Here is a 17,251-nt window from a genome sequence, read left to right on the forward strand (position 1 = left end):
GTATATATTTTATTTTGAAATTAATATCATTGTTTTAATATCATCAAATTCAATTTCTGTGCCGTTTTCTAATGCGTCAACAAAAATTAAATCTTCTGTTAATGTCTCAGACTTAATATAGTCTTCATTTTTGAGAATCGCTTCTTCTAAGATACCGCTTCGTTTTATTTGAACTTTAATTTTATCAGTAACTTCAAATCCAGAATCTTTACGGATATTTTGAATTCTGTTTACTAATTCTCTTGCGATACCTTCGTTTTTCAATTCTTCAGAGATTGTAATATCAAGCGCAACTGTAATTCCGTTTGAATTTGCAACCAACCAACCTTCAATATCCTGCGATGTTATTTCGACATCTTCTAATGATAAAGTTACATTATTTCCAGCAATAACAATATCTAACGTCCCTTGCTTGTCTAACTGGTTGATCTGATCTGCAGAAAAAGATTGTATTTCTTTGGAAATCAAGCCCATATCTTTTCCGAAACGCGGTCCTAATGCTTTAAAATTAGGCTTAATTTGTTTCACCAAGATACCAGAATCGTCGTCTAGAAGTATGATTTCTTTAACGTTTACTTCTGCTTTTACAAGCTCAGAAATAGCTTCAATTTCAGCTCTCTGATTTTCGTCAAGTACCGGAATCATTACCTTTTGCAATGGCTGACGCACTTTAATCATTTCCTTTTTACGAAGCGATAAAACCAAAGATGAGATGGTTTGCGCTTTCTGCATTTTGCTTTCTAACGTTTTATTAACAAAGTTTTCGACAAATTTTGGAAACTCAGCCAAGTGAACACTGCTATATTGCTCGGTTTGTGTCGAAATCGTTAAATCGCGATACAATTTATCCATGAAAAAAGGAGCGATCGGAGCGCTTAATTTACTTATTGTCAATAAACAAGTATAAAGCGTTTGATAAGCTGCAATTTTATCATGTGCGTATTCTCCTTTCCAGAAGCGACGACGACATAAACGAACGTACCAGTTACTCAAATTCTCCTGAACAAAGTCAGAAATAGCCCTTGCTGCTTTCGTAGGCTCATAATCCTGATAACATTCATCAACAAATTTTATTAACGTATGTAATTCAGACATGATCCATTGATCAATCTCTGGTCTTTCGTTTAACGGAATTTCCGCTTCAGCGTATTTAAAACCATCAATATTGGCATATAACGAGAAGAATGAATAAGTATTATAAAGCGTTCCGAAGAATTTACGACGAACCTCAGCTATTCCTTCAATATCAAACTTCAAGTTATCCCAAGGATTTGCGTTTGAAATCATGTACCAACGTGTGGCATCAGGACCGTATTCTTTTATTGTTTCAAAAGGATCTGTTGCATTACCTAAACGTTTCGACATTTTTTGTCCGTTTTTATCCAGAACCAAACCATTCGAAACTACATTTTTGTACGCTACTTTATCAAAAACCAAAGTTCCGATTGCGTGCAACGTATAAAACCATCCACGAGTCTGATCGACACCCTCTGCAATGAAATTTGCAGGAAAATCTTTATTCTCGTCGATTTTATCTTTATTCTCAAAAGGATAATGCCATTGGGCGTAAGGCATTGCTCCTGAATCAAACCAAACATCAATTAAATCACTTTCGCGTTTCATTGGTTGGCCTGAAGCCGAAACTAAAGTTATTTGATCGACTACATTTTTATGTAAATCAATTAAATCATAATTAGATTCAGACATATTTCCGATTTCAAATCCTTTAAACGGATTTTCTTTTTGAAAACCTGCTTCGATAGATTTTTCGATCGCATTGTACAATTCTTCAACAGAACCAATAAGAACTTCTTCTTTTTTATCTTCTGTTCTCCAAATTGGCAACGGAATACCCCAATATCTAGAACGAGATAAGTTCCAGTCGTTGGCATTTTTCAACCAATTTCCAAAACGTCCTTCACCAGTAGACTTAGGCTTCCAATTGATAGTTTCGTTCAGATCGAACATTCTATCTTTTACATCGGTTACTTTAATAAACCAAGAGTCTAGGGGATAATATAATAACGGTTCATCAGTTCTCCAGCTATGTGGATAACTATGTACATATTTTTCAACCTTAAAGGCTTTATTTTCTTCTTTTAATCGAATAGCAATTTCAACATCTACAGAACGCTCTGGCGCCTGACCTGCATCATAATACTCATTTTTCACATATTTACCGGCAAGATCTCCTAAATGTGAAGTGAATTTTCCTTGTAAATCTACTAAAGGAACTGCTGTTCCGTTTTCGTCCAGAACCAACATTGGCGGTACTTCCGGCTTAGCTTCTTTTGCAACTTTAGCATCATCAGCACCAAAAGTCGGAGCAGTGTGCACAACTCCGGTTCCATCTTCGGTAGTAACAAAATCTCCGGCAATTACTCTAAATGCATTTTCAGCATTTTGATAAGGCAATACGTACGGTAATAATTGCTCGTAACGAATTTCTACTAAATCAGCACCTTTTGCTTCTGCTAAAATTTTATACGGAAGTTGTTTGTCGCCATTTTTTACTTTGTTAAAATCAGCATCATCTTCGCTTGCGAAAAATCCTTTCCCGAATTGTTTTCCAACTAAATTTTTAGCCAAAACAACATTTATTGGCTCAAAAGTATACTGATTGAAAGTTTTTACTAAAACGTAATCGATTTTAGGTCCAACTGTCAAAGCAGTATTTGATGGCAATGTCCAAGGAGTTGTCGTCCAGGCAAGAATGTGAATATCTCCAAAACCTTGTAAAAAGCTTGGCAATGTTTCCGGCAAAGTTTTGAATTGTGCTACAATCGTAGTATCTGTAACATCACGATATGCTCCAGGCTGATTTACTTCGTGAGAAGACAATCCTGTTCCTGCTTTTGGAGAATATGGCTGAATCGTATATCCTTTGTACAACAAACCTTTATCATAGATTTGTTTCAAAAGCCACCAAACAGACTCCATATATTTTGGCTTATAAGTAACGTATGGATCTTCCATATCTACCCAATATCCCATTTTTTCGGTCAAATCATTCCATACGTCCGTATAACGCATTACGGTTTTTTTACACGCTTCGTTATATTCTTCAATAGAAATTGTTTTACCAATATCTTCTTTTGTAATTCCAAGTTCTTTCTCAGTTCCTAATTCCACAGGTAAACCGTGAGTATCCCAACCAGCTTTTCTTTTTACCTGAAAACCTTTTTGAGTTTTGTAACGACAAAAAATATCTTTAATCGCACGTGCCATCACGTGGTGAATTCCCGGTAATCCGTTTGCTGAAGGCGGACCTTCAAAAAATACGAAAGGCTCTGCACCTTCGCGAGTAGTTACACTCTTTTCAAATATATTTTCTTTCTTCCAAAAATCAAGTACTTCTGACGCTACTGTTGGCAAGTCAAGTCCTTTGTATTCAGTAAATTTTGTGCTCATTTTATCCTTTTCTTAAACGAGGTGCGAAAGTAAGGAATTTTGAGGAAAATAGATAAAAGATGACGTAAAAAAGAGCGATGTCACGAAATTTCAAGTATATTCCGCAAAAAAATAGTGCTCTTTTTTAAAATCTAAGAGAAAACCTCCTTTAAAACCTCTAAAGATTTAGGTTTTTTGAATCCATCTAAATGAAAACTGTAGTAATCAATCAGTATTTTTAACAGAATTTGCCTTTCTATGACATTAAAAACTTTTTGATCGTTCTCGAACTTCAAATCAATTAGCTTTTTAAACAAATTTGTCTCATGTTCTGTAAGCGCACTTAAACCATGAAAAGGCACAAAAATACCTTCGATCATCTCAAAATAAGGCAAATCGGCTTCTGAAATATCGGGATAAAAACCCAAATACTTAGTGGCTTCTAAAAGCAGAATTAAATGAAAATTAGAAATCTCATTATGATGGTCAAGCCAAGTTAAAGCGGTTTCTAAAAAAACAAAAAGTGATTCGTTCTTTTCTTCTTCCTGAATAGAATAATGCAACATCTCAGAAAGAAACATTACCATCGTACTTTTTACCAAATCAGTATGAATACTCTGAAAAGGAACTGCGGTTTTAATTTCCTTGAAGTTTTCTAATGTCCCTTTGTTTTTATGCACTGCCTCTATTTCAAGAATAGACAGCGGCTGAAAATAAGCAATTTTCTGACTTGCTTTTCGGCTCGAAAAAGCGTCACGCACAAAATAGGACTTCAAGCCATTTGAAAGTGTGAAACACTTAACGATCAAACTTTTCTCCTGAAATTTTAATGCCGAAATTACTATTGCTTTGGTTTTGACAAGCACTATTAGATTATTAGATTGTTAGACTTCTTAGATTATTAGACTTTTGATTGTAAACTTTTGACCATATAAATTCATTAGATTATTCACATCAAACAATTATCTAATTACAGTAACTAGATTATCTAATTATCATTACTTTTTTGACTTTGGTTTCACTTCCATCCTGCGCCGAAATAAAAACCATATAAACTCCCGAAGCTACTTTATATCTTCCAAAAGCAGTTGTATCCCATTCTATCGTTCCACCGGTTGAAGTGGTTTCATAAACCAAATTACCTTCAATATCTGTGATTTTAACATTGGCTTTATCAATTAATCCGGCTACTTTCACAGTTCCTGAATAAGTTGGACGAACAGGATTTGGATAAATATATACATTGTTCAAATCTTCATTTGCCTGTGTTGCTATTCCTTTAAAAGCAATCATTCCTTTGTCTGTTGCAATAAAAACTTCACCACTCACACTATTAATTTTAATATCATTTATAGAATTACTCGGTAAAGGAGAATTATTTATAGTAAAATGATATTTTGTCTCCTGTCCATTTGGCGACACCATAAAAACCCCTGAATCAGCTGTACCAATCCATTTATTATTAGATCCATCTACCACAATCGATGTAATAAACTGCTCGTAAAGTAATTCCTGAGGCAGATTGTCTTCCATTATAATAATTGGATTTGCTTTTAACTGACCTTCAGTTTGAAAACTACCAACATTAGACAAAACTCTCAACCCTTTTATAGTCCCTATCCAAAGCTGATTTTTAGTATCAACCGCCACAGATCTAACATCTGTTGTTGGCAAATTTCCTGAATCTGCACCTAAAGTTATTTTTTTGAACGTATTTGTACTTTCGTTAAAAGCAATCACGCCATCTCTATTAGTAGAAATCCATTTTGTATTATTCTTATCAATAGCGATGTTTGAATAACTAACATCTTCTGCTTTCGCTAAAACTGCACTTGTAGCATAACTTTGCCACTGTCCATTGGTTTTTAAGACCTTTAAACCGTTGTTAACCCTACTATTGGTTATCCAAAGATTTCCGGATTTATCAAAAGCATTTCCATTAATCCTGACATCTATATAATCCGGTCCGGCATAAGTAATACTTTCCAGACCACTGTTTTTTTCATTATACAAAAAATTAGGCACATCATCTTCTATCTTTACTAAACCTGAAAAAAAAGAACTTGCATAAACCTGGTTTTCATTTTTAGGATTGATAAGAATCCGTGTTATCGATTTTGCATCATAAACTTCTGAATAAGGAATATTCAACCAACCCGAAGAAGTATTGTATCTGCTAACACCATAAGTATCCAATGGATATGGATCATAAGAAGTATTATAATCACCATAAACCGTCCACAATACATTTGGAGAAACATCTAACGAAAAAATATTATTTCGAATTGGTCCCGTTGGTGTATTTTCTGTAAAGGTCGAAATCCCTGCAAGTGTTGAGGAAAACAACCCTTTTTCTTTTGTTCCGATATAAATTAAATCGCCAACAGCTGTTGCGCAACTAAAATTTAAATTATTGCTTAGAACCTGAGTATTTGTAATTTGACGACTCAAAATCATTTGATTATTATAAACGTAAACCGAATTTGGTATCGTAATAAACAAGTTATGATTCCTGGCTCTCATATCTGTAGAAGGTTGTGGAAGCTGTAAAAAACCAATAAATATATTAGAGTTAAACCGATGAATATATCCCGCTGAATTTATAGCAATTAGTTCTGTATCTAAAGCTTCGACACTTGACCAATCTCCAGAATTCACAAGAAGCCATTGTTGGTAATCAACCAAATTCGGATTTGTACTATCTGCTTTTCTAATTCCACTTGAAGTAGCTGCGTAGATGAATCCATTAAAAAAGGTAGTTTGTTTTACGCTAATTTCTGCGCCATTATCTCCAATAAAATAAGTATCTCCAAATTGCGAAGTCGTTAAATTGAATTGTACTATTCCAAAATCGCACGAAACATAAAGCAAACCATTATGTTCCATAAAATGATTAATTTTTTTAATGCTAGGCGATAATTGTTTATTAATTATATCGACTACTTTCAACATGCTTCCGTCGGTTTCATTGATTACAATCATCAAACCATTTTCATAACCAACAATAGTTTTTTTGAATGTTTCACTATAATAAACCGCCGAAATAGTCTGACCGGAAAGTCCATCAACTGTCGTAGTTGTTTTGAGGAGATTTGTTGCTGAATTTTTAGAGAACAAAGCATTCTCTGACGCAGCAAAAACTGTTGTCGCAGATTCTGAGATATCTTTTATTTCGTTAAACGAAAAATAACCTTGCCAGGACAATTTACTTTGAGCGAAATTAAACTGAAACAGCAATAGAAATAAAATATACAGAAAGCTTCTCTTCATCATTTAATGTATTCGGATAGACAAATATACTACAAACGAAAGTATTTGATTTTTGTTCTTCTTTAAAATAAAAATCATTTTCTTTCCATATAGATTCGCCACGAATTCACGAATTATTCTTTTCTTAAAGAGGAACAAAAATATTCGTGAATTCGTGGCGGAAAACAAAAAAAGCCTTCATCTTTCGTTTCCGATAGATGAAGGCTTCTTAAAATTTGATTTATTATTACACTACACCTTGTGCAAGCATAGCATCGGCAACTTTAACAAATCCGGCAATGTTCGCTCCTTTTACGTAGTTTACATAACCATCTTCACCAGCACCATATTTTTTACATTGATTGTGAATTCCAACCATGATATCTTTTAATCTTAAATCAACTTCTTCACTTGTCCAGTTTAGACGAATTGAGTTTTGCGTCATTTCTAATCCGGATGCAGCAACTCCACCAGCGTTCGCCGCTTTTCCAGGAGCAAATAATACTTTATTATCTAAGAATAATTTAATTGCATCAAGAGTAGATGGCATATTTGCGGCTTCAGTTACACACAAAACACCATTATCTATAAGTTTTTTGGCATCATCACCGTTTAACTCATTTTGAGTTGCACATGGAATCGCAATATCAACTTTTACTTCCCATGGACTTTTTCCTTTATGGAAAACAGCGTTTGGATATTTATGAGTATAAACTTCAGCTCTGTTATCACCAGTTGCTCTCATTTCTACCATATGTTCAATTTTCTCACCAGAGATACCTTCTTCATCATAAATATAACCATCAGGTCCTGAAATAGTAACTAATTTCCCTCCTAGTTCATTTATTTTTAAAGCAACACCCCAAGCAACATTTCCAAATCCTGAAATTGCTACTCTTTTTCCTTTTATTTCATGTCCAATAGTACGTAACATTTGGTCCGTAAAATAAACAACTCCATATCCTGTAGCCTCAGGACGTATTAATGAACCTCCGTACGCAAGTCCTTTACCGGTTAAAACACCAGTAAATTCATTTCTGATTCTTTTATATTGACCAAATAAATATCCAATCTCTCTTGCACCAACACCAATATCTCCTGCAGGAACATCCAAGTCTGGACCAATATGACGGCATAACTCAGTCATAAATGATTGACAAAAACGCATTATTTCTCCATCAGATTTCCCTTCCGGATCAAAATCAGATCCTCCTTTTCCACCACCCATCGGAAGTGTTGTAAGACTATTCTTAAAAACCTGCTCGAAAGCTAAAAATTTTAAAACTGATAAATTTACAGAATGATGAAATCTGATTCCGCCTTTGTACGGTCCAATTGCAGAATTCATCTGAATTCTAAAACCTCTGTTTACAATTATCTCTCCTTTATCGTCCACCCACGGAACTCTAAATATTATAGAACGTTCTGGTTCAGCAATTCTTAGAAGTAAATTTTTACCATCGTATTTTTTTCTTTCTGCAATAAATGGAATTACCGTTTCTGCAAACTCTCTAACGGCTTGAAGAAACTCAGGCTCGTTTGGATTCTTTGACTCTACAAGAGCCATAAACTCATTTATTTTTTGTTCCATTTTGAAATAAATTATTTTATTTTTTTGCTCAATTATGTATTCCGAAAATTTTTAGAGAAAACGTTTTCGTAATAACACACAAAGATACAGTAAATTGTTATTTTTTTACATCTGGACTGTCGATTTGTTTATTTTTCAAACAATAATTAAAATAACATTTACCCTTTTAAGTTTACATCAATTTAACATAGTTAAAGTTAGTAAATTAAGTATTTCATTACTTATTTTCTAATAGCCTAATTTAATATTTTGAATCGACCATGTTTTTTATATATTTGCCTTGATTAGAAAGCCCAAAACTATGCTCAAACCAGTAATTATCACATTATTTGCCATCTTTGGCATACCTACTATTGCATTTGCCCAGTCCGATTTAGCACAAGAAGTAGGAATAGTATTCGGACCTGTAGTTTTTCAGTCTGACTACGGTCAAAGAAATAACTTTGACACAAACATCGGAAATACTGGCTTTGGAATCGGACTTGTCCATTTTTTAAATTTCTCAGCCAATAACAATAGAGAAAGTTTTTTTACAGAACACTTTAAAGTTAGATCCGAATTATCTTTTAACAAAACCAACTTAGAACATTTTGGTTATTGGGTAGAAAGAGAAAAATTCAAAAACCTTGTACAACACCTTAGAGCAATGCACGGCAGCTCAACCGTAGTAAACCTTGGAGCTCAATTGGAGTATTCACCGTTTATGAAAATTCATGATTTCGAAAATACAATAGGTGGCGTTAGCCCATATGTAAGTGTAGGATGTCAGGTGAGTTATTATTCGGCCAAAGTCGATTCCAGATTAGGTACTTTAGGACTTCCTGAAAATACTTTTCCAAAATATTTAACTCCTTCTGATGGCCGTCCATATGGTTTTTCTAGCGAAAGCGGTGTCGTAGCGTCGATAACAGCAGGTGTCGGAATTCACTACAAATTAACAAAAATGAACGATCTGATGTTCGAAGCCCGTTATCAGGGATTCAGTTCTGATTGGATAGATGGTTTAAATCCTAACAAAGATCTTTATAAAGAAAACAAATCAAACGATTCTCAAGTTTGGTTTAATGTAGGGTACATTATGTACTTAGAATATTAAAGAAATTCCAAAATAAAAAAAATCCCAAATTCCAAAATCATTAAGATTGGAGTTTGGGATTTTTTATTTAGTGATTATTTTTTAAGCTAAAGCTTGCTCTAAATCTGCAATTAAATCTTCGGCATCTTCAATACCAACGCTCAATCGAACTAAATCATCGGTAATACCAACTTCTGCTCTTTTATCTGCCGGAATAGAAGCGTGTGTCATCAATGCTGGATGATTTGCCAATGATTCAACTCCGCCAAGCGATTCTGCCAAAGTAAAAACTTTTAATTTCTCTAAAAATGCAATAGAATCTTCTTTCTTCCCAGATTTAAAAGTAAATGAAACCATCCCGCCAAAAGCTTTCATTTGCTTTTTAGCAATTTCATGAAACGGATGATTTTTTAAACCCGGATAATAAACTGTATTTATTTTTGGGTGATTACTCAAGAATTCAACCACTTTTTCTCCGTTTTCACAATGTCTTTGTACTCTTAACGAAAGTGTTTTGATTCCTCTTAAAACCAAGAAACTATCCATTGGTCCAAGAGTTGCTCCCGTTGCAAATTGCTGAAAATGCAATTGATCTCCTAGAGCCTCATCTTTAACAATTAAAGCTCCCGCAATAACATCAGAATGCCCACCAAGATATTTTGTAGCAGAGTGCATTACGATATCCGCTCCAAGATCAAGAGGTTTTTGCAAATATGGCGTTGCAAAAGTATTATCTACAGCAAACAAAATATTATTGGCTTTAGTAATTTTTGCTACTTCTGCAATATCTGCCAACTTCATCAACGGGTTTGTTGGTGTTTCTACCCAAACCAATTTTGTGTTTTCGTTGATTAATGATTTCAATTTTGCGATATCAGTCATATCAACAAAATGAAATTTAATTCCTGAATCTTTATAAATTCTGGAGAACATTCTATAAGTTCCTCCGTATAAATCATCCATTGCAATGATTTCATCTCCAGCCTTAAACGATCTTAAAACACAATCTGTTGCTGCCAAGCCTGATGAAAAAGCCAATCCGCGAGTACCATTTTCAATACTTGCCAAAGCATTTTCTAAAGCTGTACGAGTTGGATTCGACGCTCTGCTATATTCATAATCCGCCAAAGGTTTCCCCGGACTCGTTTGAATAAATGTTGAAGTTTGATACACCGGAGGCATAACCGCCCCTGTACTTGGGTCATGATGTTGACCACCATGTATTACTTTTGTATTGAATTTCATATAGTTATAAATTTTTAATACTTAATTGTGGTACAAATTTACCGTTTAATTTATTTTAATCCTGACACAACTTCTTACCTTTGTATATAATTAACACTTTTTGATATGAAACACTTAACTATTCTAGTCTTTTTGTTTTTAATCTTGACAAGTTGCAACAAAGGGCTTTCATTTGAAAATGAAACATTTGAAAAAGAATCTGCTATCCCTTGCAAAAGCGATTGTCCAAAAATCACCATCGATGTTCCCATCGCAAAAAATACACCGATAGTAAAAGACAGCATCAATAAAAAAGTTTTTGCAGTAATAAAAGAAATTGTCTATTTTGGAGAAGACCCGTCAAAAGCAAATGATTATAAAACATTGGCAGAATCTTTTATTACTTCATATGAAGAAATGCATAAAAAATTTCCAAGTGAAACTTTTGGCTGGGAAGGAAAAATAAAAGGCGATGTCGTATTTAATTCCGATCAGATTCTAAATATAAAAATTGATCATTATACCTTTACCGGTGGCGCTCATGGTTATCAGGGTTTCCGATCTTTACTATTCAATCCTAAAACAGGAAAAACCATTTTTAGCGATCAATTGTTTAAAAATGAAAAAGAATTTAAGGCTTTCGCCGAAAAAGAATTCAGAACAAAATACAATATCCCCACAAAAGCTAACATTAATGCAACAGGTTTAATGTTCGAAAACGACAAATTTCAATTGCCACAGAATATTTTTTATACCGATGAAGGTTTGCTTTTATATTACAACTCTTATGAAGCAGCTTCGTATGCCGATGGCCCAAAAGAACTTTTATTTCCTTATGATAAAGTCAATAAATTTTTGAAATATCAATAACTTTAATCTTAATGTGAAGTTATAATTCGGCTAAAGCCAAAAAACAAAAAAATCATCGAATTAGATGCACAGCTGTGCATCTCCACAGAAAACCTTTGTCTCTTTGTTCCTATGAACCTTTGTACCTTATTTAGCCCCTTCCTGAAAATCATACTTCATCTTTCTTAAAATCCTTAACGCTTCTTTAAACGACAAATAAATATTTCCAAATGGTTTCAGAAGTAATTTTGCATCAATCAGTTTTTGTTTTGCATCGTCAAAACCATTCAGATAACAAATCATAAAAGTTGAGGGAAGATTTTCCAAATCTTTTAATTCACGTTCTGATAAAGGAATTCCTTTTTGTAGTTTTTGCAATAATGCCATATTAGAATTATAAATATGATAGAGCATTTTCCGATTGAATTCCGGAGGTTGAAAAAGCATTTCACGGTCAATTTTATAATATCCGTTGTCGAAAAAATGAATCGTTTGTTTCTCTAAAGGATAATAACTCGTTTTATCATTTAGCCCCAACGGAACATATTCGGTTATTGTAAAACTATCATCATCAAAAACTATCGTAACAACATCTTGGGCCGAATAAAAAAGTTTAATTTGTTCGTTGATTAACTCAATGTCAACACGAGATAAAAAGGTTACATCTCGGGATTTTTTAGGAACTCCCGCCCAGCAAATCACAAACAATTCTTTAAAAACATAATATTTAGGCGACATATCTTTGTGCCTGAAATTCATAAAATCGATAACGCCGTCCAATGTATATTGAATGCTGTTTCTGGAACTATTTTCGATGCCGATTACAGTTTCTGTATTCTGATAGTTTTTTTCGATTTCACCTTCTTCTACAGGAATCGAATTACTGCCACGTCGTACAAAAACACTATTAGCGATTATAGTATGAATTCCTTTTTTGAAATAGGAAATTTTACTTTTGGGTTTAATCGTTACCAATCCAATTACTTTATCTTTTGGAAGATTTGGAAACGGCACATTTTCATATTGAATCTTAGGCGGATTTTCCAGAAAAGCATTGACCAGATTTTGGATTCTACTATCGTCAAAAAAGTCATCACCAACAATTTCGTTATCCTGATCTTCTACCCCAACCACTATATAAGAATTATTGGTTGGGTTTGAATTGGATAATGCGCAAATGTGTTTCAGAAATTTCCCTTTTCCTTCACGCGAATGTAAATTCAACTGCCTTTTTTTGTCATAAAAACTGCTCTCATCATTATGAGCCAGGAGATTTTTTATTAAAAGGCGCTTGTTGATCATCTTTTTAGACTTCTTAGATTTTTAGACTTCTTAGATTGTTGGACTATTTGATTTTCAGATTCTAAATTTAATCTAAAGATCTAACTTTCTAAGAAGTCTAACAATCTAATTTTAGATATTCTTTTTAACAATCGTCGACGACGCTTGCGCTGTACTCATCACAACCAAATCGGCAATATTTACGTGATATGGTCTTGAAATCACAAAATGAATAATATCCGCAATATCTTCTGCCTGTAGCGGATCAAAACCTTTGTACACATTTGAAGCTCTTTCGACATCACCTTTAAAACGTACTTCGCTAAATTCAGTGGCAACCATTCCCGGATGAATCCCTCCAACACGAATTCCAAACGGATTCAAATCAATTCGCATTCCTTGTGTGATTGCATCAACTGCATGTTTTGAACCACAATATACATTTCCGTTTGGATAAACTTCTTTTGCAGCCGTTGATCCAATATTAATAATATGTCCTGATTTTCTTTCGGTCATTTGCGGAATTATAGCTTTAGAAACATATAACAATCCTTTTACATTAATATCAATCATCGCATCCCAGTCATCTAAATTCCCCGTTTGAATTGGATCTAAACCGTGGGCATTTCCGGCGTTATTGATCAAAACATCAATTGTCGAAAACTCTTCGGGCAAATTATTAATACTATCAAAAGCCGCGTTTTTATCACGAACATCAAAAGAGAGAGAATGCACTTCTGTAAAAGCCGAAAGTTCTTTTTCTAATTCAGTTAAACGATCAATACGTCTTCCGCAAAGGACAACTTTATAATTATTTTTAGCCAGTATTTGTGCGGTTGCTTTTCCAATTCCGCTTGTGGCTCCAGTTATTAAGACTGTTTTTTTCATTCTTATTTATTTTTCAAGTTTTTGCCACAGATTAATTAATCTTTCAACTTCTGAAATCTATTAATCTGTGGCAAATAATTTTATTTTTAATTTTTCCACTCTTCTAAATTCAACACCATATTCAAAGCAGTCCAGGTTTCTCCATCAACTTCTCTTATCAGTTTTTTATCCGGATTAATTGTGAAGCCCACTTTCTCATAACATTTTATAGCGCCAATATTAAAATCGAAAACATTCAATTCAACATTTCGTTCTTTTCTGTTTTTAAGAATATATTCAAGTAATAGAATCACCATTTGTTCACCGATTCCTTTTCCTCTTTGATTTTTATCCATAATCAGAATGCGCCCAAGTTTTGCAGAATCATCTTTAAAATAAATTTCGCAGTGACCCAAAGTACTTTCCCCAGAAACATTAACAAGTCTAAAAGCAATTCTATTTTCATCAGAAAGTGTTTTGTCAATTTGTTCTTCGGTTAGCGGAAAAACAAATTCTGGTCCAGCAAATTGCATTAAATCTTTTGCATTTTTGATGGAATCTATCAATTCCGAATAATATTGTTTTTCGAATTTTTCTAAGTGTATCATTTTTCAGAATACATCATTTATGGCACATCGTCTCCCATACTTTCTGTCCAGACCGCAAACCAGTCTTCCTTGTCCATTTCAAGTTCTACAGCTTTCATCAACGATTGAATTCTGGCAACATTTACAGTTCCTGCAATTGGAATTACTCCTGCCGGATGTTTTAAAATCCATGCTAATAAAAGAGTATCAGACCCAAAACCATATTTTTGAACCAATTCAGCAAATAGTTTTTTCAAACGACGTGTTTTCTTGGTGTCTTCTCTAAAAACTGTCCCAAGCGGATTCCAGGACAACGGGCGAATTCCGTGCGTTTGCATATAATCTAAACTTCCATCTGTCATCGCTTCAAAATGAGTAGCTGAAAATTGCACCTGATTATAACTAACTTCCGTTTTCTGACGAATCAATTCGGTTTGCGAACTCGTGAAATTTGAAAGTCCAAAGTCAATGATTTTCCCTTCTGATTTTAATTTTTCAACCGCTTCAGCAATTTCATCCGCTTGCATTAATGGACTTGGTCTGTGCAATAAAAAAACATCAACATAATCTGTTTTCAACTTTTTTAGTGATTCTTCAACAGACCAAATAATATATTCTTTAGAATAATCGTAGTGTTTGATTTTGTTTTCCGGGCGTTTTTCAGCAATCATCTGAATTCCGCATTTGGTAATTAATTGTAATTTTTCGCGCGCAATTTTGCTGGCATGAAATGCTTTTCCAAAATCAGCTTCGGTGGTATAAGCTCCGTAAATGTCGGCGTGATCAAAAGTTGTAATTTTGTTTTCGATACTAATTTGTATCATGTTTTCCATTTCCTTAAGTGTAAGGTTTTTATCCCAAACACCCCAATTCATAGTGCCCGAAATTATAGGCGATAATGCTGTTTTACTCATGGTTTTATTGCGTTATTTTTGGTAATAAATATACTTTTCTAAAGCATAATCATCAAAGTTCTTAAAAATATAAAAATAGATTCCCAATTCGTCCTTAAAATTAGGTCTTTGGTCGAAGTTTTAACCATTCTTTAACATCTTACTTCTCAAAAAATATTCAATTTGCACTCTCAAAAGTAAGGCATAAAAATCAACGTTTTAAAAAGGTTTTAAAAATATTTATATGGAAGAAAATACAACGACTTTAGACATTAGAGCGATAAATGAGAAAATTGAAAGAGAAAGTGCTTTTATAGACCTTCTTACAATGGAGATGAACAAAGTTATTGTGGGCCAGAAACATATGGTCGAACGTTTACTAATTGGACTTTTAGGACAAGGGCATATTTTGCTTGAAGGTGTTCCTGGATTGGCAAAAACTTTAGCAATAAATACTTTGTCACAAGCGGTTCAGGGTTCGTTCAGTCGTATTCAGTTTACTCCTGACTTATTACCTGCCGATGTTGTTGGAACCATGATTTATAACATCAAAGCAAACGAGTTCTCAATTAAAAAAGGACCAATCTTCGCTAATTTCGTCCTTGCCGATGAGATTAACCGTGCTCCGGCAAAGGTTCAGTCAGCACTTTTAGAGGCAATGCAGGAAAAACAAGTAACTATTGGCGACACGACTTTCAAACTTGATCGTCCGTTTCTAGTACTTGCAACTCAGAACCCTGTTGAGCAAGAAGGAACTTACCAACTTCCGGAAGCGCAAGTTGACCGTTTTATGCTTAAAACCGTCATTGATTACCCAAAAATGGATGAAGAACGCTTAGTAATTCGCCAAAACTTAAAAGGATCTTACGAAAAAGTAAACCCTGTAGTTTCTGTAGAACAAATTTTACGCGCACAAGAAGCTGTTCGTGAAGTTTACATGGACGAAAAAATCGAAAAATATATTCTAGATATTGTATTTGCTACTCGTTATCCTGAGAAATACAAACTTGCAGACTTAAAACCTCTTATTAGTTTTGGAGCATCACCACGTGGAAGTATTAATTTAGCTAATGCAGCAAAATGTTACGCTTTCATTAAACGTCGCGGATATGTAATTCCAGAAGATGTTCGTGCAGTTGTACATGATGTTTTACGTCACAGAGTTGGTATTACTTATGAGGCTGAAGCCGAAAACATTACTTCTGTAGACATTATCAACAAAATCGTAAACGAGATTGAAGTACCTTAAAAATTTGTTTAATGTTTCAAGTTTCACGTTGCTGTAAAGCCAACTTGAAACTTGAAACTTTTAAACTTTAAACAAATAAAATGGATACAAAAGAGCTTTTAAAAAAAGTACGGAAAATAGAAATCAAAACGAAAAGATTGAGTAATCATATCTTTTCGGGAGAATACCACTCTTCATTTAAAGGGCGCGGGATGACTTTTAGTGAAGTACGTCAATACCAATATGGCGACGACATTCGTAACATCGATTGGAATGTAACTGCACGCTACAATGAAGCCCACGTAAAAGTTTTTGAAGAAGAAAGAGAGTTGACCATGGTTTTAATGGTTGACATTTCGGGTTCTGAAGGTTTTGGTTCAAAAAGCCAATTTAAAAAAGACATCGTCACCGAAATTGCGGCAACGATGGCTTTTTCGGCTACACAAAATAATGACAAAATTGGTTTAATATTATTCTCTGATAATGTAGAGTTGTATATTCCGCCAAAAAAAGGTCGTTCACACGTTTTGCGTATCATTCGTGAATTAATCGAATTCGAACCAAAAAGCCATAAAACAGATGTTGGAGCTGCCTTAAAATTTTTATCAGGAACTCAGAAAAAGAAAGCAATCGTTTTTGTGATTTCCGATTTTATGTCTGAAAATTACGAGCAGACTTTAAAAATCGCTTCTAAAAAACACGATATTACGGGTGTTCGAGTGTATGATATTCGTGAAGAAAAAATTCCGAATTTAGGAATGGTATCTATGCTTGATGCCGAAACCGGAAAAATTCAGCTGGTTGATACTGGTTCGAAAACAGTACGAATGAATTATGAAAAACATTATCATGAAAGAGTAAATTATTTCAAAGATATTTTCAGCAAATCGGGTGCAGGTGTTGTAAACACAAGAGTTGACGAAAATTACGTAACCAAATTGCTTGGCTATTTCAAATCGAGGTAAATATAATTTTAGAGTGCAGATTTTAGATTTTAGATTAAAAAAAAGATCTATA

Annotated in this window: 13 protein-coding genes; 4 read left to right on the top strand and 9 right to left on the bottom strand. The window is 34.0% G+C overall.

What is annotated here, in order from left to right; translation table 11 throughout:
* Positions 1-9: 9 nt before the first annotated feature.
* The 4 genes from ileS to gdhA form a co-directional block, all read right to left on the bottom strand.
* Positions 10-3,411: an isoleucine--tRNA ligase gene (ileS, locus tag CHB81_RS12515; protein WP_089352200.1), complete on the bottom strand. Its 3,402-nt coding sequence runs from the start codon at positions 3,409-3,411 to the stop codon at positions 10-12.
* 131 nt (positions 3,412-3,542) lie between these two features.
* Complete coding sequence (recO, locus tag CHB81_RS12520; protein ID WP_089352201.1) at positions 3,543-4,256, bottom strand: DNA repair protein RecO; 714 nt, start codon at positions 4,254-4,256, stop codon at positions 3,543-3,545.
* A 118-nt stretch (positions 4,257-4,374) separates the two neighbouring features.
* Positions 4,375-6,660, bottom strand: coding sequence for a T9SS type A sorting domain-containing protein (locus CHB81_RS12525; protein WP_089352202.1), 2,286 nt, complete (start codon positions 6,658-6,660; stop codon positions 4,375-4,377).
* A gap of 226 nt (positions 6,661-6,886) precedes the next feature.
* Positions 6,887-8,230, bottom strand: a complete 1,344-nt coding sequence (gene gdhA / locus CHB81_RS12530; RefSeq protein WP_089352203.1) for an NADP-specific glutamate dehydrogenase — start codon at positions 8,228-8,230, stop codon at positions 6,887-6,889.
* Between the two features lie 301 nt (positions 8,231-8,531).
* On the opposite strand from gdhA, the gene CHB81_RS12535 reads away from it, so the two are divergent.
* The gene (locus tag CHB81_RS12535; protein WP_089352204.1) at positions 8,532-9,326 is read left to right on the top strand and encodes a glutamate dehydrogenase; all 795 of its coding nucleotides are present in this window, start codon (positions 8,532-8,534) and stop codon (positions 9,324-9,326) included.
* Positions 9,327-9,407: 81 nt separating this feature from the next.
* On the opposite strand, the gene CHB81_RS12540 is transcribed toward CHB81_RS12535, so the two are convergent.
* Positions 9,408-10,550: a cystathionine gamma-synthase gene (locus CHB81_RS12540; RefSeq protein ID WP_089352205.1), complete on the bottom strand. Its 1,143-nt coding sequence runs from the start codon at positions 10,548-10,550 to the stop codon at positions 9,408-9,410.
* Positions 10,551-10,655: 105 nt separating this feature from the next.
* Between CHB81_RS12540 and CHB81_RS12545 the strand changes: the two genes are divergently transcribed.
* Positions 10,656-11,399, top strand: coding sequence for a DUF3298 and DUF4163 domain-containing protein (locus tag CHB81_RS12545; RefSeq protein WP_089352206.1), 744 nt, complete (start codon positions 10,656-10,658; stop codon positions 11,397-11,399).
* A gap of 126 nt (positions 11,400-11,525) precedes the next feature.
* On the opposite strand, the gene CHB81_RS12550 is transcribed toward CHB81_RS12545, so the two are convergent.
* The 4 genes from CHB81_RS12550 to CHB81_RS12565 all read right to left on the bottom strand — a co-directional run bounded on the left by CHB81_RS12550 (position 11,526) and on the right by CHB81_RS12565 (position 15,027).
* Positions 11,526-12,680 carry an ATP-binding protein gene (locus CHB81_RS12550; RefSeq protein ID WP_089352207.1) on the bottom strand — a complete coding sequence of 385 codons (1,155 nt, stop codon included), beginning with the start codon at positions 12,678-12,680 and terminating at the stop codon, positions 11,526-11,528.
* A gap of 111 nt (positions 12,681-12,791) precedes the next feature.
* On the bottom strand, positions 12,792-13,547 hold the full coding sequence (locus CHB81_RS12555) for an SDR family NAD(P)-dependent oxidoreductase (protein ID WP_089352208.1): 756 nt from the start codon (positions 13,545-13,547) through the stop codon (positions 12,792-12,794).
* 86 nt (positions 13,548-13,633) lie between these two features.
* Positions 13,634-14,134 carry a GNAT family N-acetyltransferase gene (locus tag CHB81_RS12560; protein ID WP_089352209.1) on the bottom strand — a complete coding sequence of 167 codons (501 nt, stop codon included), beginning with the start codon at positions 14,132-14,134 and terminating at the stop codon, positions 13,634-13,636.
* Between the two features lie 17 nt (positions 14,135-14,151).
* The gene (locus CHB81_RS12565) at positions 14,152-15,027 is read right to left on the bottom strand and encodes an aldo/keto reductase family oxidoreductase (RefSeq protein ID WP_089352210.1); all 876 of its coding nucleotides are present in this window, start codon (positions 15,025-15,027) and stop codon (positions 14,152-14,154) included.
* 223 nt (positions 15,028-15,250) lie between these two features.
* Here CHB81_RS12565 and CHB81_RS12570 point away from each other — a divergent pair, with 223 nt between their 5' ends.
* Entirely contained in the window at positions 15,251-16,255 is a 1,005-nt protein-coding gene (locus tag CHB81_RS12570; protein ID WP_039113153.1) for a MoxR family ATPase, read from the top strand.
* Positions 16,256-16,335: 80 nt separating this feature from the next.
* Positions 16,336-17,199, top strand: coding sequence for a DUF58 domain-containing protein (locus CHB81_RS12575; RefSeq protein ID WP_089352211.1), 864 nt, complete (start codon positions 16,336-16,338; stop codon positions 17,197-17,199).
* Positions 17,200-17,251: the final 52 nt, after the last annotated feature.

This window comes from Flavobacterium sp. ov086, from assembly GCF_900187965.1.
Taxonomy (GTDB): Bacteria; Bacteroidota; Bacteroidia; order Flavobacteriales; family Flavobacteriaceae; genus Flavobacterium.